The sequence below is a fragment of the Aliiruegeria lutimaris genome, from assembly GCF_900099935.1.
Taxonomy (GTDB): domain Bacteria; phylum Pseudomonadota; class Alphaproteobacteria; order Rhodobacterales; family Rhodobacteraceae; genus Tropicimonas; species Tropicimonas lutimaris.
In genome coordinates this window covers 21,547-42,954 of record NZ_FNEK01000004.1, presented here as the reverse complement: position 1 = coordinate 42,954, position 21,408 = coordinate 21,547, and the positions used below count along the sequence as shown (strand labels likewise).

22 protein-coding genes are annotated in these 21,408 nt (G+C 64.5%); 12 read left to right on the top strand and 10 right to left on the bottom strand.

The genetic code is table 11. From position 1 onward, the window contains the following. The first annotated feature begins 35 nt into the window (after nucleotides 1-35). Nucleotides 36-1,100, top strand: coding sequence for a selenide, water dikinase SelD (selD, locus tag BLR85_RS03215; protein ID WP_093149380.1), 1,065 nt, complete (start codon nucleotides 36-38; stop codon nucleotides 1,098-1,100). 12 nt (nucleotides 1,101-1,112) lie between these two features. On the opposite strand, the gene BLR85_RS03210 is transcribed toward selD, so the two are convergent. Together BLR85_RS03210 and BLR85_RS03205 are read right to left on the bottom strand one after the other, a co-directional pair. Further along, on the bottom strand, nucleotides 1,113-1,484 hold the full coding sequence (locus BLR85_RS03210; protein WP_093149376.1) for a YybH family protein: 372 nt from the start codon (nucleotides 1,482-1,484) through the stop codon (nucleotides 1,113-1,115). A gap of 25 nt (nucleotides 1,485-1,509) precedes the next feature. Further along, nucleotides 1,510-1,854 carry an MmcQ/YjbR family DNA-binding protein gene (locus tag BLR85_RS03205; RefSeq protein WP_093149371.1) on the bottom strand — a complete coding sequence of 115 codons (345 nt, stop codon included), beginning with the start codon at nucleotides 1,852-1,854 and terminating at the stop codon, nucleotides 1,510-1,512. Nucleotides 1,855-2,071: 217 nt separating this feature from the next. Between BLR85_RS03205 and cysS the strand changes: the two genes are divergently transcribed. The 4 genes from cysS (at nucleotide 2,072) to BLR85_RS03185 (ending at nucleotide 6,761) form a co-directional block, all read left to right on the top strand. Then, complete coding sequence (gene cysS / locus BLR85_RS03200) at nucleotides 2,072-3,475, top strand: cysteine--tRNA ligase (protein ID WP_093149364.1); 1,404 nt, start codon at nucleotides 2,072-2,074, stop codon at nucleotides 3,473-3,475. A 160-nt stretch (nucleotides 3,476-3,635) separates the two neighbouring features. Beyond that, nucleotides 3,636-5,267 carry a citramalate synthase gene (gene cimA / locus BLR85_RS03195; protein ID WP_093149360.1) on the top strand — a complete coding sequence of 544 codons (1,632 nt, stop codon included), beginning with the start codon at nucleotides 3,636-3,638 and terminating at the stop codon, nucleotides 5,265-5,267. 7 nt (nucleotides 5,268-5,274) lie between these two features. Beyond that, a complete protein-coding gene (locus BLR85_RS03190) occupies nucleotides 5,275-5,994 on the top strand; it encodes a class I SAM-dependent methyltransferase (protein ID WP_093149356.1) in 720 nt (239 codons plus the stop codon). Then, complete coding sequence (locus BLR85_RS03185) at nucleotides 5,991-6,761, top strand: phytoene/squalene synthase family protein (RefSeq protein WP_093149352.1); 771 nt, start codon at nucleotides 5,991-5,993, stop codon at nucleotides 6,759-6,761. Before BLR85_RS03190 ends, BLR85_RS03185 begins: the two co-directional genes overlap by 4 nt. 27 nt (nucleotides 6,762-6,788) lie before the next feature. Here BLR85_RS03185 and BLR85_RS03180 read toward each other — a convergent pair whose 3' ends face one another. From BLR85_RS03180 to BLR85_RS03155, 6 genes are all read right to left on the bottom strand, one after another. Continuing rightward, the gene (locus BLR85_RS03180) at nucleotides 6,789-8,396 is read right to left on the bottom strand and encodes a peptide chain release factor 3 (protein WP_093149792.1); all 1,608 of its coding nucleotides are present in this window, start codon (nucleotides 8,394-8,396) and stop codon (nucleotides 6,789-6,791) included. 339 nt (nucleotides 8,397-8,735) lie between these two features. Beyond that, complete coding sequence (locus BLR85_RS03175; protein ID WP_093149347.1) at nucleotides 8,736-9,989, bottom strand: Hsp70 family protein; 1,254 nt, start codon at nucleotides 9,987-9,989, stop codon at nucleotides 8,736-8,738. 80 nt (nucleotides 9,990-10,069) lie between these two features. Continuing rightward, on the bottom strand, nucleotides 10,070-10,651 hold the full coding sequence (locus tag BLR85_RS03170; protein WP_170844443.1) for a L,D-transpeptidase: 582 nt from the start codon (nucleotides 10,649-10,651) through the stop codon (nucleotides 10,070-10,072). 106 nt (nucleotides 10,652-10,757) lie between these two features. Beyond that, the gene (locus tag BLR85_RS03165) at nucleotides 10,758-11,429 is read right to left on the bottom strand and encodes a DUF2161 domain-containing phosphodiesterase (protein WP_093149337.1); all 672 of its coding nucleotides are present in this window, start codon (nucleotides 11,427-11,429) and stop codon (nucleotides 10,758-10,760) included. A gap of 16 nt (nucleotides 11,430-11,445) precedes the next feature. Beyond that, nucleotides 11,446-11,883 (bottom strand): hypothetical protein, encoded by a 438-nt coding sequence (locus BLR85_RS03160; protein WP_093149332.1) that lies wholly within the window; start codon nucleotides 11,881-11,883, stop codon nucleotides 11,446-11,448. Nucleotides 11,884-11,960: 77 nt separating this feature from the next. Beyond that, the gene (locus BLR85_RS03155; RefSeq protein WP_093149328.1) at nucleotides 11,961-13,094 is read right to left on the bottom strand and encodes a carboxylate-amine ligase; all 1,134 of its coding nucleotides are present in this window, start codon (nucleotides 13,092-13,094) and stop codon (nucleotides 11,961-11,963) included. 122 nt (nucleotides 13,095-13,216) lie between these two features. On the opposite strand from BLR85_RS03155, the gene BLR85_RS03150 reads away from it, so the two are divergent. Together BLR85_RS03150 and BLR85_RS03145 are read left to right on the top strand one after the other, a co-directional pair. Further along, on the top strand, nucleotides 13,217-14,182 hold the full coding sequence (locus BLR85_RS03150) for a glycosyltransferase family 2 protein (RefSeq protein ID WP_170844442.1): 966 nt from the start codon (nucleotides 13,217-13,219) through the stop codon (nucleotides 14,180-14,182). 347 nt (nucleotides 14,183-14,529) lie between these two features. Further along, nucleotides 14,530-15,189: a L,D-transpeptidase gene (locus BLR85_RS03145; RefSeq protein WP_093149320.1), complete on the top strand. Its 660-nt coding sequence runs from the start codon at nucleotides 14,530-14,532 to the stop codon at nucleotides 15,187-15,189. A gap of 91 nt (nucleotides 15,190-15,280) precedes the next feature. On the opposite strand, the gene BLR85_RS03140 is transcribed toward BLR85_RS03145, so the two are convergent. Beyond that, on the bottom strand, nucleotides 15,281-15,580 hold the full coding sequence (locus tag BLR85_RS03140; RefSeq protein ID WP_093149316.1) for a hypothetical protein: 300 nt from the start codon (nucleotides 15,578-15,580) through the stop codon (nucleotides 15,281-15,283). Between the two features lie 395 nt (nucleotides 15,581-15,975). Between BLR85_RS03140 and BLR85_RS03130 the strand changes: the two genes are divergently transcribed. Further along, entirely contained in the window at nucleotides 15,976-16,599 is a 624-nt protein-coding gene (locus tag BLR85_RS03130) for a ParA family protein (protein ID WP_093149312.1), read from the top strand. Between the two features lie 21 nt (nucleotides 16,600-16,620). Here BLR85_RS03130 and BLR85_RS03125 read toward each other — a convergent pair whose 3' ends face one another. Next, nucleotides 16,621-17,649, bottom strand: a complete 1,029-nt coding sequence (locus BLR85_RS03125; protein ID WP_093149307.1) for a Hint domain-containing protein — start codon at nucleotides 17,647-17,649, stop codon at nucleotides 16,621-16,623. 150 nt (nucleotides 17,650-17,799) lie between these two features. Between BLR85_RS03125 and BLR85_RS03120 the strand changes: the two genes are divergently transcribed. The 4 genes from BLR85_RS03120 to BLR85_RS03105 all read left to right on the top strand — a co-directional run bounded on the left by BLR85_RS03120 (nucleotide 17,800) and on the right by BLR85_RS03105 (nucleotide 21,195). Next, nucleotides 17,800-18,579 carry an SDR family oxidoreductase gene (locus BLR85_RS03120; RefSeq protein ID WP_093149304.1) on the top strand — a complete coding sequence of 260 codons (780 nt, stop codon included), beginning with the start codon at nucleotides 17,800-17,802 and terminating at the stop codon, nucleotides 18,577-18,579. A 126-nt stretch (nucleotides 18,580-18,705) separates the two neighbouring features. Continuing rightward, the gene (locus BLR85_RS03115; RefSeq protein WP_068309565.1) at nucleotides 18,706-19,146 is read left to right on the top strand and encodes a paraquat-inducible protein A; all 441 of its coding nucleotides are present in this window, start codon (nucleotides 18,706-18,708) and stop codon (nucleotides 19,144-19,146) included. 43 nt (nucleotides 19,147-19,189) lie between these two features. Then, nucleotides 19,190-20,551 carry a DNA repair protein RadA gene (gene radA, locus BLR85_RS03110; RefSeq protein WP_093149300.1) on the top strand — a complete coding sequence of 454 codons (1,362 nt, stop codon included), beginning with the start codon at nucleotides 19,190-19,192 and terminating at the stop codon, nucleotides 20,549-20,551. A gap of 41 nt (nucleotides 20,552-20,592) precedes the next feature. Then, the gene (locus BLR85_RS03105) at nucleotides 20,593-21,195 is read left to right on the top strand and encodes a CvpA family protein (RefSeq protein WP_093149295.1); all 603 of its coding nucleotides are present in this window, start codon (nucleotides 20,593-20,595) and stop codon (nucleotides 21,193-21,195) included. Nucleotides 21,196-21,408 lie beyond the last annotated feature (213 nt).

Here is a 21,408-nt window from a genome sequence, read left to right as displayed (position 1 = left end):
CTGCGTGCTGTCTGCCCGTTGTCCGGAGAAATCTCATGAATGATGTGCAAGTCCCCCGCGAACCGCGTTTGACCTCGCTCTCCCACGGTGGCGGCTGCGGCTGCAAGATCGCGCCGGCGGTTCTGTCGCAGATCCTGCGCGAGACGACGCCGATGCAGCTGCCCGAAGAACTGCTGGTCGGCACCGAGAATGCCGATGACGCGGCGGTGTACCGGCTGAACGACGAGCAGGCGCTGGTGGCGACCACCGATTTCTTCATGCCCATCGTCGATGACCCGTTCGATTTCGGCCGCATTGCAGCGACCAACGCGATCAGCGATGTCTACGCGATGGGCGCGCGGCCGATCATGGCGCTGGCGCTGGTCGGCATGCCGATCGACAGGCTCTCGCAGAAGACCATCGGGCGGATCCTCGATGGCGGGCAGGCGGCTGCGCGGGCGGCCGGCATTCCGGTCGTGGGTGGGCATTCCATCGACTCGGTGGAGGCGATTTATGGCCTTGTCGCGCTCGGCATCGTGCATCCCGACCTGGTCAAGAAGAACGCCTCGGCCCGGCCGGGGGACATTCTGGTGCAGGGCAAGCCGATTGGCGCCGGGGTGTTCTCCGCCGCGCTCAAGAAAGAGCAACTCAGCGCCGAGGGTTACGCCCGGATGATCGAGGTCACGACTCAGCTCAACACGCCCGGCCCCGAACTGGCCGCGCTGGCGGGCGTGCACGCGATGACCGACGTGACGGGGTTCGGCCTTGCCGGACACATGCTGGAGATGATGCGGGGGTCAGGCTGCACCGCGAGGCTCGACTGGGCATGCGTGCCCTTCCTGCCGGAGGTGCGTGCCATGGCAGAGAGCGGCCACGTCACCGGGGCCTCGGGTCGCAACTGGGCGAGCTATGGCGCGGAAGTGGTTCTTCCAGAAGGGTTTTCTGATATTGACCGCGCGTTGCTGACGGACCCGCAGACCAGCGGCGGCCTACTGGTTTCCTGCGCACCTACGGCGCTGGACGAGGTGCTGGCCGTTTTCGCGCGCCACGGTTTCGCGCAGGCGTCCATGGTGGGAGAGGTGCTGGAGACGACCGAGTCACCCCGGATTGTTCTGGGCTGAAGCGCGGGGGCGTCAACCTTCCGGTGCGAATGCCTCGTTGAGGCTGCACACGCGTATCAACCAGTTTCCGTCTTTCTGACGTTCCAGCAGGTTCAGGGAGGTCCCCTCATCGGTAGTGGCATCTTCGCGGAACTCGGCCAGGCACCATGCCAGATCGCCCGACATGCCGGCTTCGAGAACGACAACCTCCTTTCCACTCACATCGTCTGACGTCCAGTCGCGGTGCACCGCCTCGATCTCGGAACGGCCATGCGCGGGCGGCGCATAGGGCGAGTGCATCTGCGCATTCTCGGTGAAGAGGGCGGCGCATCCGGCCGCATCGCCGGAGCGATAGGCCGCGACATAGCGGTCAAAGAGGCTCTGAAACTCTGTGATAGGGTCCATGAGGCATGTCCTTTCCTTGCGGTTCTCACAATGGCCCAAGGCTGGCCTGAACCTTTTTCGGCAGTGCCGCGCGGATGTGCTGATAGGAAGCCCGAATGCGGTGTTCCGCCTCGTCCCGTTCCACGCCATCGAAAGGCACAAGGACCCAGGAGCGGTGGAAATAGGGTGCCTTTTCGAACGGACCGGCCTCGCGCAGCATTTCGGCGGTCTCCACATCTGCACATTTGACCGAGACGCCACGGTTCTCCGCGCCAAGCGCCGCAAAAACCTTGCCGCCCACTTTCCAGATGTCATGCCCCGGCCCGAAGGGCTCGCTGACCTCGGCACCCGGGAGCGCCGCGCAAAAGGCGTTGATGCTGTCGCGATCCATGCACGCACTTTGCCTGCGCCGAGCGGTCGCGGCAAGGGTGGACAGGAAAGGGCTTGGCGGCACGGGGCGGGCAGGCTATGAGCGACGCTATGAACCATCGCAGCATCAACATTTGCATCTGCATTACCTGCTGACATCGTCAGGCGGGCCGGTTCCTTCATTTCCTTTTCAGATCGAAGTTGCTAGACCCGCCGCGCGCGCAACGCGAGGAGTGATCATGGCCGAGATAAGGCTCTGGAATACAAGGACCCGCAGCAAGGAAGTGCTGCAGCCGATCGACCCCGACAACGTGCGGATGTATGTCTGCGGGCCGACGGTCTATGACCGCGCGCATATGGGCAACGCGCGCCCGGTGATCGTCTTCGATGTGCTTTACCGGTTGCTGCGCCATGTCTACGGGCCGGAGCACGTGACGTACGTGCGCAATTTCACCGACGTGGATGACAAGATCAACAAGCGCTCCCAGGAGAGCGGGCGGCCGATCTCGGACATCACCGAGGAGACCATCCGCTGGTATCACGAGGATATGGGCAAGCTTGGGGTCATGGTGCCGAACCACGAGCCACGCGCGACGGCCTATATCGGCGAGATGATCGCCATGATCCAGGGGCTGATTGCAGATGGCTATGCCTACGCGAAGGAAGGGCATGTCCTGTTCCGCGTGCGCGAATACGCCGATTACGGCAAGCTATCCGGGCGCTCAGTTGATGACATGATCGCGGGAGCAAGGGTCGAGGTTGCGCCCTACAAGGAAGACCCGATGGATTTCGTTCTGTGGAAGCCGTCGACGGACGACCTGCCGGGCTGGGAAAGTCCCTGGGGCCGTGGGCGGCCCGGCTGGCACATAGAGTGCTCGGCCATGAGCCTTGCGCTTCTGGGCGAGAGCTTCGACATCCATGGCGGAGGAAACGACCTGATGTTTCCGCATCACGAGAACGAGATCGCCCAGAGCCGTTGCGCCCATCCGGAGGGGAAGTTTGCGAAGATCTGGATGCATAACGAGATGCTGCAGGTCGAAGGGAAGAAGATGTCCAAGTCCCTGGGCAATTTCTTCACCGTGCATGACGTGCTGGAGCAGGGCATTCCGGGCGAGGTGATCCGGTTTGTCTATCTTCAGACGCATTACGGAAAGCCGATGGACTGGACCGCTGAAAAGGCGCGGCAGGCGCAGGCGACCTTGCGTAAGTGGCGAGGACTCGTCGAGGGCATCGAGCCCTCTCCGAGCCCTGCGCCCGAGGTGATCGCCGCGCTCAGTGACGACCTGAACACGTCGGGCGCGATTGCCGCGCTGCACAAGCTGGCCGGCGAAGGCGATCTGGCTGGTCTGAAGGCTTCGGCCCAGTTGATGGGGCTGCTGCTCGACGAGATGGGCGATTGGGTGGCGACTCGCTTCGTTGATTCTGGCGGATTGCAAGTCGGGGTAAATGCAGAGGTCGCCAGCATGATTGACGATCTAGTCGAGGCCCGCACGAAAGCGAAGGCGGCGAGAGATTTCGCAGAAGCCGACAGAATTCGCGATGGATTGTCTGCGGCCGGGATCATCTTGAAGGACGGAAAAGAAGGCACTGTTTGGGAGTTTGGGGAGCTCGTCGATCTCCAGAAGCTGGAAGAACTGCAGTGACCGCCCACTCAAACACCACCAGGGGCGCGTGCGTCCCGAGCAGCGTCCTAACCGCCCCCCCGGGGCGGGCGCTTCTCGCCCACCCCACGGTTCGGGCACTGCCCTCCGTACGGTTCGGTACATGGGGGACTGAAAGAATGCAAAAGGGAGAGGGTGTGGCATGAGCAAGGAACGGCTTTACCTGTTCGACACCACCCTGCGGGACGGACAGCAGACGCAGGGCGTGCAGTTCAGCCTGGAGGACAAGCACGAGATTGCGCTCATGCTGGACGAGTTGGGCATCGACTATGTCGAGGGCGGCTGGCCCGGCGCCAACCCGACCGACAGCGAGTTCTTCGAGAGCGCGCCGAAGCTGAAAAACGCCACCTTCCTCGCTTTTGGCATGACCAAGCGGGTCGGCCGTTCGGCGGCCAATGACGAGGTCCTGGCTGGCGTGGTGAACGCGGAAACGCCGGCGGTCTGCCTTGTCGGCAAGAGCTATGATTTCCACGTTACCAAGGCGTTGGGGGTCGAACTTGAAGAGAATATCGCCGCAATCGCGGATTCGATCTCGCACCTTGTCGGGTTGGGGCGCGAGGCGATGTTCGATGCCGAGCATTTCTTTGACGGCTACAAGGCCAACCCGGAATACGCGCTGGCCTCTCTGCACGCTGCGTTGGAAGCGGGCGCGCGTTGGGTCGTGCTCTGCGACACCAATGGCGGCACGCTGCCGGCGGAGGTCCACGAGATCACCAAGGCGGTGATCGCCAGCGGCATCCCCGGCGACAAGCTTGGCATTCACACCCATAACGACACCGAGAACGCGGTGGCGAACACGCTGGCCGCGGTCGACGCAGGCGCCCGCCAGGTGCAGGGCACGCTGAACGGGCTGGGCGAGCGCTGCGGCAATGCCAACCTGATCTCGCTGATCCCGACGCTGCTGCTCAAGGAACCTTATGCCAGCACGCTGGAAACCGGTGTGAGCCGGGAAGGGCTGGCCAGCCTGACCCGTGCTAGCCGGATGATGGACGACATCCTGAACCGCGTGCCCCTGCGCTCGGCCCCCTATGTCGGCGCCTCGGCCTTTGCCCACAAGGCAGGGCTGCATGCGAGTGCGATGCTCAAGGACCCGTCGACCTATGAGCATGTAGACCCGTCCGTGGTGGGAAACGAGCGGATCATCCCGATGTCGAACCAGGCCGGGCAGTCCAACCTGCGCAAGCGGCTCAGCGATGCCGGGCTGAAGGTGGATAAGGGCGATCCGGCACTGGCGCGGATCCTCGACCTCGTGAAGGCGCAGGAATCGGCGGGCTACACCTATGACACCGCGCAGGCGAGCTTCGAGCTGCTGGCACGGCGCGAACTGGGCCTGCTGCCGCAATTCTTCACCATCGACCGCTACCGGGTGATCGTGGAGCGGCGCAAGAACCGGCTGGGCGAGACGATCACGCTCTCCGAGGCGGTGGTCGTCCTTTTCATCAATGGCGAGAAGGTGCTTTCCGTGTCGGAATCGCTGGATCCGGGCGGCTCGGACCGTGGACCTGTCAACGCGCTCAGCCGGGCGCTTGCCAAGGATCTCGGACCCTTGCAGCCCTATATTGCCGACATGAAACTGGTCGATTTCAAGGTGCGCATCACCAATGGTGGCACCGAGGCGGTCACCCGTGTCATTATCGACAGCGAAGATTCCGCGGGGCGGCGCTGGTCTACCGTTGGCGTGTCGCCGAACATCGTGGACGCGTCATTCGAGGCGCTTCTGGGCGCGATCCAGTGGAAGCTGGTCCGCGATGGGGCGCCGGCAAAAGGGAAATAGGCAAGGCATGGATTTGACAGCATTTTTCACGCTTCACAAGGATCTGCCCCGAGAGGGGCCAGGGCTGCCGGAAGATGTGCGATGGGCTGTCGAGCTTGCCGGGACGCATGGCGAGGCGCGCATCTGTGATGCGGGCTGCGGGCCGGGCGCAGATACTGTGACGCTGGCCGAGATGCTGCCGGAGGCGTGGATCGACGCGCTCGACCTGCATGCGCCCTTCGCCGAGGCCACGGCGGCGCGTTGTGCGCGGTTCGGCCCGAGGGTCAAGGCGTGGGCCGGCTCCATGGCCGAACTGACCGGGCCCTATGACCTGATCTGGTGCGCCGGGGCGATGTATTTCCTCGGCGTGACCGAGGCGCTTTCGGCATGGCGGAAGGCGTTGACCCGCAGCGGAAAGGTCGCGTTTTCCGAGCCGGTCTTGCTGGGTGGCGACGAGCCGCAGGCGGTTCGGGATTTCTGGGCGGACTACCCCGGGATCACCGAGGAGGCCGGGATTGTCGAACGGGTCGAGCAGGCGGGGTACCGGGTGCTCGGCCGACGGCTGATCATTGGCGAGCCCTGGGAGGCGTATTACGCGCCGATGGAAGCGCGCATTGCCGAACTTCGGGCTGAGCCGGTTTCGGAGGCGCTGGAGGGCGTTCTGGCCGAGGGCGAGGCGGAAATCGCCCAGTGGCGGGCGGCGCCGGAGCGCATCGCCTATCTTCTCTGCGTGGTTGCCCCCGCATGAGCATTTCCGACTGCGCGGCGATCGTCGAGAAGGGCGATCCGGATCGGTTCCTGGCCACGATGGCGGCCCCGGTTGCCGCGCGCGAGGTGCTGTTCCCGCTCTATGCCTTCAATGTCGAGGTCACGCGCATTCCCTGGGTGAGCCAGGAGCCGATGATCTGCGAGATGCGGCTGCAATGGTGGCATGACGTGCTGGGCGAGATCGCAGCAGGTGAGCCGGCGCGGGCGCATGAGGTCGCAGAACCACTGACGGAGATGCAGCGGGTGCGGGCCGTGCCGGTGGAACCCTTGCAGGCGCTTGTCGAGGCGCGACGTTGGGACATTTATCGTGACCCTTTCGAGGATGAAGCGACGTTTCGCGCCTATATCGAGGCGAGTGCGGCCGGGCTGATGTGGGTTGCGGCGCTAGCGCTCGGCACGCCTGTCGAGGCCGAGAAACCCGTTCGCGACGCGGGTTGGGCCGCCGGTCTGGCGGCGTTCCTGCGGGCCGTTCCCGAGCTGGAAGCGCGCGGACGGCGCCCGCTCCACGATGGTCGGCCGGAGGCTGTTATGGCGCTGGCAAACAAAGGGCTGGTTCGATTGAAAGACGCGCGAAAGGCCGGGCCGCCGAAAACGGCGATCCCGGCCCTGCGCGCTGGCTGGCGTGCGCGGGCAACACTCGAAAAGGCGGCTGCCGATCCGTCCCGCGTGGCCGAAGGCGCGCTGGAGGAAAGCCCGTTCGCCCGGCGTTTCACCCTGCTGCGCAAGACCATGATCGGAAGCTGGTAGGCGCGCGCTTGCGGCCGCGCCCGGGTTTCAGACCATCATTTCCTTGGTTGCGCTGAGCTTCAGCTCAGGGAAGTCGCGCTCCACCCGGTCGATATCCCATTGCAGGCGGGTCAGGTAGACGAGGTCGCCGTCATTGTCATGGGCCATGTGGCCCTTGTTGGCGGCGGCAAAGGCTTCGACCTTGTCCTTCGGCCCGGTGAGCCAGCGGGCGGAGGTGAACTGCGTTGGCTCGAAACGCACCGGCAGGCCGTATTCCAGCTCGATCCGGCTCGCCAGAACTTCGAACTGAAGCTGGCCGACGACGCCGACGATGAAGCCGGAGCTGATGACCGGCTTGAACACCTTTGCTGCGCCTTCCTCTGCGAATTGCATCAGCGCCTTTTCCAGGTGCTTGGCCTTCATCGGGTCGCCCGCGCGGCAGGTCTGCAGCAATTCCGGCGCGAAACTCGGGATACCTGTCACCTTCAGCGCCTCGCCCTCGGTCAGCGTGTCGCCGATGCGCAGCTGGCCGTGGTTGGGAATGCCGATGATGTCGCCGGCCCAGGCCTCCTCGGCCAGCTCGCGGTCCGAGGCGAGGAAGAGCACGGGGTTCGACACCGCCATCTGCTTTTTCGTGCGCACATGGGTGAGCTTCATCCCGCGCTTGAAATGCCCCGACGCCATGCGGACAAAGGCAACACGGTCGCGGTGCTTGGGGTCCATGTTGGCCTGCACCTTGAAGACGAAACCGGAGACCTTTGTCTCCTCGGGCGCGATCGCACGCGGTTCGGCGCGCTGAACCTGCGGTTCGGGGCCGTATTTGCCGATCCCGTCCATGAGTTCCTTCACTCCGAAGGAATTGATCGCAGAGCCAAACCAGATCGGGGTCATATGGCCTTCGAGCACGCTTTGCGGGTCAAGCTCCGGCAGAAGCTCCTTCGCCATTTCCAGTTCTTCTAGGAAGGTTTCCAGAAGGTGGGCGGGCACCAGCTCGGCGAGTTTCGGATCGTCCAGCCCCTCGATGGAGACGCTCTCGGCCACCTTGTTGCGGTCCGCGCGGTCCATAAGTTCCAAGCGGTCGCGCAGGATGTCGTAGCAGCCGATGAAATCCTGGCCCTTGCCGATAGGCCAGCTCGCCGGCGTCACGTCGATGGCCAGGTTCTCCTGGATCTCGTCGATGATGTCGAAGGTGTCCCGGCTCTCGCGGTCCATCTTGTTACAGAAGGTCAGGATCGGCAGGTCGCGCAGACGGCAGACCTCGAAAAGCTTCTGGGTCTGGCTCTCCACGCCCTTGGCGCCGTCGATCACCATCACCGCCGCGTCCACCGCCGTCAGCGTGCGATAGGTGTCTTCGGAGAAGTCGCTGTGGCCCGGCGTGTCCACCAGGTTGAAGCGAAACTCGTGGAAATCGAAGGACATGGCCGAGGCCGAGACGGAGATGCCGCGATCCTTCTCCATCTGCATGAAGTCCGAGCGCGTCCGCCGTGCCTCGCCCTTTGCGCGCACCTGTCCGGCCATCTGGATGGCGCCCCCGTATAGGAGGAATTTTTCCGTCAGCGTCGTCTTGCCGGCGTCGGGATGCGAGATGATCGCGAAGGTCCGGCGACGGGCAATCTCGGGCGGCAGGGCGGGGCGGTTTGTGGCGGTGTCCAACATGCGCGTCCTATAACGATGGTCCGGGCGGGGCGCAATCACGGCCAAGTGCATGGCGGAGTTCACCGCCTGATCGTGAATTCCGGCTTCCGGGGAAGCCGTGCCCGATTGAGCAATTTTTTTGTTTTGCGAGGCTATATGGCGTTGACAGGGGCTTTGCCCCCCGCGCTCTCGCGAGCGCTCCCCCCAGGATATTTGGGGAAAGATGATGGAGAGGCCGTCTGGTTTCATATTTCCGTGAAATATCCCCGCCGGAGGCACGATCCACAGGATCGTTCGCGCCCGCGAAGCGCGCGCTTTCCTTTTTGCGAAGCTGGGTTGCAGCGTCACCCTTGCGTGGAATCAGGCAAAAGCCTCTTCCGACGTGGCCAGCGCCAGCCCGTCGACGATGGCGGTGAAGGCATCGGAGTGGCGGATCCCGGCGAAGGGGCAGGTGGCCTCGATGACGGATCCGACCAGGGACATCAGGCTGGAACCGCCGACGAAAATCGCCGTTTGAACCTCGCCCGGCGGCGTGCCGGCGGCAACCAGCGTAGCCATGACCGCTTCGCGCAGGCGGTCGGAGAAGCCCGATAGGCAGGCATTGAGCGAACCTTGCGTGATGCGCGCCGTCAGGCCGGCCTCGATCGGGGTCATGTCGATTCTCGCCGGGGCGGTGCTGCCATTGGCGGCGATCTTGCCCGCTTCCACGGCAAAGGCGAGGTCATGGCCGAGCCGTTCGGTGATCACCTGTTCCAGCCGGCCGATCTTTTCTGTCTCGACCGCGTGGGCCAGCATGTCCGCCACCTGCCGCTCGGTGTTGCGGGCATAGAGAAACGGGATCTTTGCCCAGCTTGCCAGATCTCGATAAATCGCGTTGGGCACCGGCAGCCGTTCATCCCCGAAGCTGCGACGCAACTCGCCACCATGACCCAGAAGTGGCATCGCATGGGCCATGGAGACCTCGGTGTCGAAATCCGTCCCGCCCAGGCGGATGCCGTGGCTGGCGAGGATCTCGATGCCCTCGGCGCCATTTCGGAACAGCGTGAAATCCGACGTGCCGCCGCCGATATCGACGATCAGCCCCGTCTCGCCCGCGCCCGACAGGCCGACACTGGCCCGCGCCGCCGCTTCCGGCTCATAGAGAAAATCGACCCGCTCGAACCCGGCCGCTTGATAACAGCCGCGCAGATCTGTCTCGGCGCGGGCATCGCGGTCGTCATCGGTCGAGTGGAAGCGTACAGGGCGGTCCGAAAGCACATGGTCGAACCGCTTGCCGGTCTCTGCCTCGGCCTTTTGCCGGATGTCGATGAGAAATGCGGTAACGATATCGGACAGCTTGCGGCGTTTGCCGCCGATGGGGCGCTCCTCGTGAAAAAGGGTCGTTCCGAGAATGCTCTTGAGCGCGCGCATGTAGCGCCCTTCCTCGCCCGCGATCAGCGCCTTTCCGGCGGCGCTGCCGATCAGCATGCGCCTGCCCTCGGTGGGAAAGAACACCGCCGTTGGCAGCGTGTCCGCGCCCGGTTCGACCGCGATGCGGCGAATGGTTCCGCCATCCAGAAAGGCGGCGGCTGAGTTGGAGGTGCCGAAATCGACGGCAAACGTGTGGGCACACATGATCGGACTCCTCGGGCGGGGAAAGGCGCCCGGATAACCAATCGCCGCCCGGCTCGCAAGCGGCGATCGGCTATGCCCGATCAGAGTACGCGGACCTGCGTACCGATCTCGACCAGCGGGTAAAGCTGTGCCACCTGCTCGTTATAGAGGCCGAAACAGCCCGAGGAGGAGGGCCGGCCGATCTTGCGCGTGTCATGCGTGCCGTGGATCAGGTAGGCGGGCCAGTCGAGATACATCGCGTGGGTGCCCAGCGGGTTTTCCGGCCCCGGCGGCACCGATTCCGGCAGGTTCGGGTCGCGTTCGCGCATCGAGGCGGTCGGGGTCCAGGTGGGCCCTTCCTTCTTGCGCACGACCTCGGTGTAGCCGCGGCGCGTCAGTTCCTCGGTCAGGGGCACTGAGGTCGGGTAGACCCGGAAAGTGCCATCCGGTCCCCAATAGGAGAGCGCGCGGCTGTCCACGTCGCAGACGATGGCGCCCACGCCGAGCGTGTCGAAATGGTCCTGCCAGTTCCGGGTGGTGAAGCTGGAGATATTGCGCTGCGCTCCGGTCACGGGACGGTCCAGCGCGCCGAGCCCCTGCGCCCGCGACAGAGCGGGGGCGGAAAGGACGGGGAGGGCGGCCAGGCCAGCGATCACGCGGCGGCGCGAGAATGGGGTGGTCATTTTGCTCAACTCGATTGGTATGCCTGTTTGAGCGTGATTTGACAGAAGTCGCGAAACCGGTCCAGCCCGGCCAATGGGTCACACGCGGACGTGATCCGCGATGTGGCTATTCAGACAGCCCGGCGGCGGCTTTTTGCCCATTGGGCGTCAGCGCATAGATGCCGCGTTCGACCCGTTCGAACCATCCGTAATGGTCGTCCGCCATCATCCGCGTGGCGTTCTCCACGCCGGTCGCCCGCGCCACCTCGGCGCCACGGCTCGGACCATGCGTGCCCAGATGGGCGGCAATCCGCATAGCGTCCTGCCGATAGGCGGTGACGAGGCCACGGCGGGTGGAGCCGCCGGTATTCGGGTCGCCCTCGCGGCGGGCAAACTCGCGCAGCAGGCGCGATTTGCTCCGTGGCGATTTGCGTGGGCTGTAGGGGGCCGGGTCCAGATGCAACTGCACATGTCCGTCCTGCAGCCGGACGGTGATCAGGCCCAAGCCGAGACGCCGACAGAGCGTGATATTCTCCTTCAGTGAGCGTTGAAACCGGCGGCCCGTCACATGCGGCACGGCGAGGTAAACCACGTCGCTCACCGATTGCCGGGCGACGCCCTGGTGAAAGAGGGTGAGCGAGAAGCCGGTTTTCAACTCGACCACCAGCGGTTCGTCCTCGCCGGGGCGGCAGGCCACGACATCGGCCGCGCCGATCTCGGCCTTCACCTCGTAGCCCTGGCTTTCGAGCAGTGCCTTTACCGGGGCGTAAAGATCAGCTTCGCGTGGCTTCGCGCTCATGCGCCGCCGCTCCGGGTCAGGCCAGCAGCACGAGACCGAGCAGCGCCAGCCCGGCCCAGCCCGTCATGATGGGAAGAACAATCCAGTAGTCGCGCTCCTTTGGCAGCGACCAGCCCGGCGCGCCGCGCGCCGCGGCCACCGTCGCGAGGCTGGCAATGGGCCAGTAGACCGTCACACCGAGCGCCGCGGCCAGCACCGGAACTGCCCAGCCTGTTCCGAGCGCCTGCCCGGCCAGGCCAAGCCCGAGAAGCGGCGTGTAGAAAACCAGGTCCGCCAGCGCCAGCCCCCACCAGAAAGCCCTGCCGACCGGTGTGATCAGCGCCTCCGGCTCCTGCGTTCCCAAGAGCACACCCCATTCGTAGCGGATCGCCGCTGGGCATTGGGCATAGGCGAGATAGAGAAACAGCGCCCAACCTGGAAGCTGGATGAACCAGAAGAGCAGGTTTTCGGCCATTGGGACACCTCCGGGCGACCGCCCGATCCTCATAGCCGCCACCGGCGTTTCTGTCGTTGTTGCAGGTCAAGGTCGCGCTACAGCCCGTCGTGAAAGGCGTCGATCAAGTACCGGACAACAGCCCGGGTCGCCGCGTCGTCCGTATCGCCCGCCGCGATCCGTTCCTTGTAGACGGCGCGCTGATGGTCGGCCGAATTGCCGTTCCGAACCAGGTTCAGCACACCCTCGACCTCGGCTTCGCAGTCAAGCGCAGCAGCATCCTCCTGCAGCAGTTCGCACATCTCCTCGGCCAGCACGGCGAAGGGAACGATCTCGCGCTGGCCGAAATCGATCATGCCCTCGTTGAGCCCGTAGCGCTGTGCGCGCCAGCGGTTCTCGCCGATCAGGACGTTGGAATAGAGCCGCCAGCGCTGGTTGCGCGCTGCCAACCGCCAGAGCATGCGGGTGAAGCACTGCGTCAGAGCGGCAATGGTCAGCGTGTGCTCAAGTTTCGTGGGCACGTCGCAGATCCGCGTCTCGATGGTCGGGAAACGCGAGGAGGGGCGCAGATCCCACCAGATCTTGGAGCTGTCCTCGATGATGCCGAGATCCACCAGAGCGCCGGTCATCCGCTCGAACTCGGCCCAGGAGTTGAGCTGCGGCGGCAGGCCGGTGCGGGGCAGGTTGTCGAAGACGGTCAGCCGGTAGGAGGCGAGCCCCGTATCCTGTCCCATCCAGAAAGGCGAGGAGGCCGACATGGCCAGCAGATGCGGCAGGAAATAGGTGAGCTGGTTCATCAGATCGATCCGCTGCGCCGGGCTCTCGATGCCCACATGCACATGCATGCCGCAGATCAGCAGCCGCCGGGCCACGCCGGCCAGTGCCTGTTCCAGCTCGTTATACCGGCTCTTGTCGGTATGCATCTGCTTCTTCCAGTCGGCGAAGGGGTGGCAGGACGCGGCAATCGGCGCCATCCCGTGCCGCTTGGCGCAACGGGCCACGGTGGAGCGCAGCCGCTTGATCTCGTCGCGCGCGGCGCTGATGTCCTGGCAAACCTTGGTGCCGACCTCGATCTGGCATTGCAGGAACTCGGGCGAGACCTGCCCCTGCATCGCGCCCTGGCATTCCTCGATCAGCGCCGTGGGGGCATTGGCAAGTTCCAGCGTCTCGGCATCGACGAGCAGGTATTCTTCCTCGATTCCAAGCGTCAAGGCGGGGGCTGTGCGCGACATGACTTTCCTCCCTCTGCAGCCTCAGCGTGGCAGAGCGGTCCACGCGGCGCAAGCCGTGAGACGCTTGGAACGATTGGGTAAACAGGATATGGCGGGCGCGAATGCGAGAGCAGGAGAGTTCAATGCGCGTTGCAATCGGGGCGATCACGCGGCGGCGGCCGAAAATGTTCGGCGAATTGCTCGACAGTTTCGCGGCCATGCAGCGGCCCGAGGGCGTGGAGGTGATCTTCCTTTTCGCCGAGAATGACGAGGCGCATCAGGCCGCCGAGGTGGTCGAGGCTTTCCGGAAGCGGGTGCCCGAGCCGGTGCAGCTTGGCCTGGAGCCGCGGCAGGGTATTCCGATGGGGCGCAACAAGGTGCTGGACATGGCGCTCGAGGAGGGTGTCGATTTCCTGACCTTCGTCGATGACGACGAGGTCGTGGCCGCGGACTGGCTGGTGACGCTCATGGAGGGCGTGACGGCGCGCGGGCTGGAGTTGGCCGGCGGGCCGGTGCGGCTGGTGGCGCCGGCGGGCACGCTGACGGGGTGGAACCGGGCGGTCCTGAAACATCTTCAGAAACGCGCGGAAGGTCGGATCCGTTCCAAGAGCCGCCGCGCGGAGGGGGGGCGCGACGGCGCGATCGACATCTACACCAATAATTGGTGCCTCTCGTTGGACGCGCAGCGGCGCACGGGCGTGCGTTTCGACGAGGCGCTGCAATTCACCGGCGGTTCCGACACCAAGTTCAGCCGCGATTTCCTCGCCGCGGGCGGCCGGATCGGATTTGTTCCCGCCGCCTATGTCGACGATCCGATGCCGCAGAAACGGCTGACGCTCGGGTATCATTTCAAGCGGGCGCGGGACCAATCCAATAACGCTGTGGTTCTGGGACAAAAATCCAAGTTGTCCTGTATCGGACAGGCCTTTCTCAGGCTGCTTGACGGGCTGCTGAATTTTCTGACTGTCCCGCTCACGGGCCGTTATGGCGTGGTCAAGGCGGTGCACAAGCTCGGTATTGCCGCGGGGCGTCTGCGTGGCGCCTTTGGAGCAAGGTCGAGCCATTACGGCACGGAATCGGCCCAATTCCACACTGAGAAACGCGGATAACGCTGCCGCGCTCGTTGGGCATCCTAGCCGTTTCGGAATAGCGGATGCCGCCGAAATGGGGGGCTCTGCCCCCCCGCGCTCTGGCGAGCGCTCCCCCCGGGATATTTGGGGAAAGAGGAATGGGAGGATGTCGTACCTGTTCATCTTTCTGAAAAATACTTCCGCCGGAGGCACGATCCGCAGGGTCGTTTTTCCTGCGGACTATGCAGATCGGCTGAATGCCGCGAGTCCCGGCCGAGACACCGCATTGTGAGGCATTTGAAAGGTTGCGAGGCTTGATTCGGCAACCGGCGTTGTGCGAAAGGACGCGGAGTTGATTGTTTCTTGGCCCCCAAAGGAGTTTTCCAATGCTGACCCGGCGCCACTTCATCATGTCGTCCGCCGCACTGTTCTCGGCCCCGATCGGGCTGCCGGGCGTTGCGAATGCGGCGGCGTCGCAATGGTCTGCTTGGGATGCGCAGGTAACACCGGCCAATTACGACCCTGCGGTCTCCAACCCCTGGGGCATTCAGCAGCGCTTCCTTCCGCGCGTGGTCGAGGCCAATCCCGGGCTCACCCCGGGCGAGATTCACGTGGATGCCGTGGCGCGCTATCTCTATCACATCCAGGATAACGGCACCGCCATGCGTTATGGCGTGGCAATCGGGCGTGGCAATCTCTACGAGCCCGGAACCTACACGATCAAGCGCAAGGCGAAATGGCCGTCCTGGACGCCGACGGCGCATATGGTCGAGCGCGAGCCCCATATCTATAAGAAATTCGAGGATGGCCGTGAGGGCGGGCCGAGCAACCCGCTCGGATCGCGCGCGCTTTACCTCTATGTCGGCAGTCGCGACACGATGCTTCGGATCCATGGCACCCCCTTGGCAGGGTCCATTGGCAGCCGCGCCAGCTCGGGCTGCGTTCGGATGGTGATGGCCCATATCATCGGGCTGTATGACAACGTGGCGACGGGCTCGAAAGCCGTTCTTTATCCCGGAGAGAATTACGTCACCGCCGCCAACTGATCGCGTCGGAACGGATCGCCACGAAATGGAAAAGGCCCCGGGATTCGGGGCCTTTGTCATATCTGGACCGGGTTCTTGCCTGCGGCCGTAATCAACCGCTGGTTTGCGCCGTTTCCGGTGCGCGCGAGCAGATCGGGCGGCCATCCCTTGCGCGCAGCGGCAGGTAGGTCGTCTCGACCGGGCCGGAATAGCGGTACCAGTAGCAACCGTCTTCGGGCTGGATGCGGACCGTGGTCAGGTCCTGGTTCGGCGCGGCCAACGCGATCACGCCCTCAGGCACATCCTTCAGCGTGGCGATGTCGCCCTCGGGGCCCGTGGTAATGGTTGTTTCCGCGCAAGCGCCCAGGGCCAGCAGGGCCAGGATCGCGGGGACAATCTGTCCGGTCTTCATACAGGGTACTCCACATTTTCCGCTTCTGCCCTGTTCCCTTTGCCCTGTCCGGCGCCTTTGCTGCGTTATGCGGACAGATCAACCGGAAACCGGCGTGTTGGTCTCATCTGTAGAGAACTTGGTCCGGGTGGTGCAAGGGGCTTGCCCGGCGCGGCGGGTTGCGTCGTTGCGGTTTGTATATACAATGTAGATACAAAAATATGCATGGGCGCCATGTCGGGCAGTAGCAGGAAAATGAAGAACGATGGGCAACTCCTGATCCGGATTCCGGTCTCGGACAGGGAACGATTCGTAAAACTTTGCGAGGATCTCGATACCTCGGCGGCCCGAGAGATACGGCGCTTTATCAAGCAATTCCTGGATAGCAACGAGAAACCCGAGGAGGGGGAGAGCAGATGAAGACGGTGTTGATTGCCAATCGCAAGGGGGGATGCGGCAAGACGACCACCGCGATCACGCTTGCCGCTGCCCTGGCCGATGGCGGCTGGAAAGTGGCGCTGGCGGATGCCGATTTGCAGAAATCGACCACGCGCTGGCTCAAGCGCCGGCCGAAGAATGTCGCCAAGATCACCCATCTCGACTGGTCCTCGCACAAATCGCTGGGCGAGGTGCCCAAGGGGATCGACTGGGTGGTGATCGACGCACCCGGCGCGCTCTATGACGACGATTCCCAGATGCTCGTGGCCGAGGCAAAGGCGGTGATCTGTCCGGTCATGCCCTCCTTCTTCGATGCGGACAGTTCGAAGCGGTTCCTGAAGGACCTGCAGGACATCAAGCGCATCCGCAAGGGCAAGGTGGGGATCGAGCTTCTGGCCAACCGTCTGAAACCGCGCGGGCGGGCCAATGCGCGGCTCGATGACTTTTTCGAAAAGGTCGGCCAGCAGCCGGTCGCGCGGATCTCGGAGCGGGTTGCCTATGGCGATCTGGCCGAGGAGGGGCTCTCGATCTTTGACAAGCCGCAGGCGGCCTTTCGTGCAATGCGTGCGCAATGGACGCCTTTGATAAAGAGCCTGGTTTGATCGCAAAAAATTAGCGCTAGATCAGCGGCTTGAATTGCGTTCCTTAAGCAATTTCTCAAGCGTTGCCTGGGCGGTGCTGCGGTCCGCCTCGGTTCCGACATGCGGCGCGTGGTCCAGATCGGGAAGCGCCTGGGCGATGTCCTCGGGAAGCGCCGGCCGGGTGGCGGCGTTCACTTCTAGGCTCTCCACCGGGATGCATTCGGCATAGATCACCTCGTGATGGTCGAAGACCAGCGTGAAGAAATCCGAATACCCACCCGGACGCAGGAAGACCTTTTCGTTATCAACGAGATATCCGGCCTTTATCAGCATTTCGGCGGTATCGGTCAGCCGGTCGGACTCGCGTTGATAAATGAAGAGCCGCTGCTGCTGCGACAGGATAAGGTCGCCATCATTGCCGAACGTATCGCGCGGGATCACGACTGGGGCAAAGGGGCCGACGGCGCGCACGGTGCGGCGCAGGATCTGCCGCAACGGCTGGGCTCCGTGATCGCGTGTCAGGATGCGGGCGCCGATTTCCAGCGCTTCGACGGGAACCTGCCGGCCATCGGCCAGCGTGATATGGGTGCCGCGCCCGAAGGCGAGCGAGGTGATATCGGCCAGTCGCACCGGCTCGGGGGTCGGGTCGATGCCGATCAGCGTGTGATCGCGGCCCGGCTCGACCGGTTCCAGCGGCAGGGCGGCAAAGGCGTCTCCTTCCGGCGTTGACAACGCCAGCAGCAGCAGGTCGACCTGGTGGCCCTCGGGGGCGAGGAAGGTCAGCCGGGCGGAAAGCTGCAGCATGGCGCCGGGAAGCCCGAATTCGCTGCCCTTGGCGAGGCGCTGGTGGCCATGGTCTGCCCGCAGGACGCGGCCTCCCTGGCTGCCGGAATCGGCCACGGCGATCTGCAGCGCCTGTGCCCGGGGCGAGAGGCGGTAGACGTCGCCGGGGCAAAGCTCCCCAACTCCTAGCAGGGGATCGCCGAGGTTGGCGCCGGAAACCACGGAAAAGGCGGTGCCCGCAAAGACATGGCAGTGGTAGTCGGCTTGAGGCAGGGCTGCGTCGGTCATGATGTCCGTCTGGGTCGGGTCGGATGCTCCCCGATAGCGCTCCGAACGGGGGCGGGTCAATCGCCACGGGGTTGCGGGGCGCCGCGATGCGCGGCAGTCTCGCCGCCAAGACCCATCCGCGAGGAGGGCGCAGACAAGGAAGGAAAGACGATGGATCTTGGAATCGCAGGTAAGCGGGCGCTGGTGACGGCTTCCTCTAAAGGGCTGGGGCGCGGGTGTGCGGAGGCGTTGGCCGCGGCCGGAGTGGAACTTGTGCTGAACGCGCGCGGGTCCGAGGCGCTGGAGGAGACGGCAACGGCGATCTGTGCCGAATACGGCGTGTCGGTCGAAGCGGTTGCGGCCGATATCACCGATGAGGCGGGGCGTGCAAAGGTTCTGGAAGTGGCAGGCCAGGTAGACATTCTGGTGACCAATGCCGGCGGGCCGCCGCCGGGCATGTGGACGGACTGGGAACGCGAGGATTTCATCAAGGCGCTGGATGCCAACATGCTGGCGCCGATCGCGCTGATGAAGGCAATGGTGCCGGGCATGATGGAGCGCGGCTGGGGAAGGGTGGTCAATATCACCTCCGTGTCGGTCAAGGCGCCGGTTCCGGTGCTGGGCCTGTCCAACGCGGCGCGCGCGGGTCTGACCGGTTACGTGGCCGGCACGTCGCGTCAGGTGGCGCCGAGCGGCGTGACCATCAACAACCTGCTGCCGGGCATTCACGCGACGGATCGGATGATCAACCTTGATGCATCTGCTGCAAGGCTGGCCGGTACAACTCCGGAGGAGGAGAGGAAGAAACGGCTGGGCACGATTCCCGCGGGAAAATATGGCGACGCCAAGGATTTCGGGGCAACCTGCGCGTTCCTTTGCTCCCAGCAGGCGCAGTTCATCGTCGGGCAGAATATTCTGCTCGATGGCGGCGCGACCAACCTGTCGATGTAGGCGCTGGCGCTTGGGCCGCTCCCGTAGGGGCGGCCCGGCTCGGAGCGACAAGCGCGCGATTTTCCCGGGCAACGAGGCGCGGGGTTTCGGCCGGGGCTTCAAGCGCCTATATCCGCGACCATGAACATTCTGAAATTCGCCAATCTTTCGCTCCTGATCCTCTATCCGGTGGCGTGGTTCGCGCCGCTGATGCGGGCGGGCTTGCTGCCGCTTTTCGGGATGAGCGAGATTTCGGTGATCTCGGGGCTGCAATCGCTCTGGCGGAGCGATGTGCCGCTGGCGCTGGCTGTGACCTTTTTCGCGCTTTTCGCGCCCTACATGAAGACGGTGGGGCTGGCGCTGGTGCATTTCGGCATCGCGCGGCGGCGTCGGCTGCTCGGGCCGCTGCATATCCTTGGCAAGCTCGCCATGGCGGATGTGTTCCTGATCGCGCTTTATATCGTTCTGGCCAAGGGGGTTGGCGTTGGCTCGGTCGAGACGGCCTGGGGGCTGTACCTGTTCACGGCCTGTATCCTGGCCTCGCTGGCAATCGGGTTTCTGACCGAGAAACGCAGCCCGTCGGCCTGACGCCCGCTCTTGTCCTGCCGCTTCGGCTGGGGCAGGTAGAGGCATGGCAAAAACCAAGTCCTTTACCTGTTCGTCCTGTGGCGCGACCCACCCACGCTGGTCGGGGCGTTGCGACGCCTGCGGCGCCTGGAACACCATCATCGTAGAGGCGCCGCTTTCGGCCGGACCCAGCAAGAAGACGCTGGGCGGCAAGGGACGCTCCATCGAGTTGCTGGATCTCGCGGCAGAGGAAGCGCCGCCGCCGCGCACCTGTTCGGGCATGGACGAGTTGGACCGCGTGTTGGGCGGCGGGCTGGTGCCGTCCTCGGCGACGCTGGTGGGCGGCGATCCGGGCATCGGCAAATCCACGCTGCTCTTGCAGGCGGCGGCGAAGTTCGCCGGGGCGGGGCTATCGGTTGTCTACGTGTCGGGCGAGGAGGCGAGCGCCCAGGTTCGGATGCGCGCGCAGCGGCTGGGGCTGGGCGACGCGAAGGTCCGGCTCGCGGCCGAGACCAACCTGCGCGACATCCTGACGACGCTCGACAGGGAACGCCCGCAGCTCGCCATCATCGATTCGATTCAGACCATGTGGGCCGACAATGTGGAGGCCGCGCCGGGGTCCGTGAGCCAGGTTCGCTCGGCCGCGCATGAATTGGTGAGCTTTGCGAAAAGACGCGGTACATCGGTTGTGCTCGTCGGTCACGTCACCAAGGATGGCCAGATTGCCGGTCCGCGCGTGGTCGAGCACATGGTCGACACAGTGCTTTATTTCGAGGGCGAGCGCGGCCACCAGTTCCGTATCCTGCGCGCGGTGAAGAACCGGTTCGGGCCGGCCGACGAGATCGGCGTTTTCGAGATGACAGGGCGCGGGCTGGCCGAGGTGGCCAACCCTTCGGCGCTGTTCCTGTCGGACCGGGAGACGCGGGCGCCGGGGGCTGTGGTCTTTGCCGGCGTCGAGGGCACGCGCCCGGTTCTGGTGGAATTTCAGGCCCTTGTCGCGCCCTCGCCCACGCCGCAGGCCCGTCGGACGGTGGTCGGCTGGGATGGCAGCCGGCTGGCGATGATCCTCGCGGTGCTGGAGGCGCGCTGCGGCATCCCCTTTGCCGGGCTCGATGTCTACCTGAACGTCGCGGGTGGTTTGCGGGTGAGCGAGCCCGCCGCGGACCTCGCCGTTGCGGCGGCTTTGCTGTCGGCGCGGGAGGATGCAGCCCTGCCCGCGGACATGGTCGTCTTCGGCGAGATCAGTCTCAGCGGCGCCCTGCGTCCGGTCAGCCAGACAGAAAACAGGTTGAAAGAGGCGCAAAAACTTGGTTTCTCGCAGGCGACGTTACCGGAACGGTCTGCCGGATCCATTCCGAAGGGCGTTATGGTCTGCCAGATGAACGATCTGGCAACCTTTGTGGGTGAAATATTCGGCGCGGGCTAGGCGTCGCAAAAGAAACTGTCTCGGGGCAGGAAGGCAAGCGCATGGAAGGCTTCACTATCGTTGACGGCGGCGTTGCGGTCATCATTCTCTTCTCGGCGATTCTCGCCTATTCGCGTGGCTTCGTCCGCGAGGCGCTGGCCATCGCCGGCTGGATCGCCGCGGCCGTGCTCGCCTATATCTTCGCACCGCAAGCCGAACCGCTCGTGCGCGAGATCCCGGTGCTCAGCGATTTCCTCGACAATTGCACGGCTTCGACCATCGCGGCCTTTGCCGGCGTCTTCGCCCTGGCGCTGATCGTCTTCGCACTCTTCACCCCGGTCTTTTCCTCGCTGGTGCAACGCTCGGCGCTCAACGCGATCGACCAGGGGCTCGGATTCCTCTTCGGCGTGCTGCGCGGGATGCTGCTGGTGGTGATCGCGCTGGTGATCTACGAATTCGCCGTCGGCGCAGAGGGCGTCGACATGGTCGATCAGAGCCGCTCGGCGCAGGTCTTCGCCTCGATGAAGGACAGCGTGAGCGGCGAGATCGCGGATCAGGAGACGGCGCTTGCCTGGCTGACAGACAAGTTCGAATCGCTGATCGACCAGTCCTGCGGCGCCGGCAGCGCTCCTGTTTCCGAACCTGCGCCGACCAACGCGAACTGACCGATTCGACACATCGCGGAGATTTTACCCCCGGCTGTCCTTGGGCATGCCGGGGTTTTTCGTTCGGATTCCCCCTCAAATTATGGATTTGGAAAAGTCAGCCGGATGTTCTGGCCTCGTGAGCGGGAGCCCGCCGGTGGCCGTGAGGCAGCCTGCAGGCCGGGAACCATGACAAAGGGATGACACCTGAGGTATAAGCCCGTAAAGAGGCGG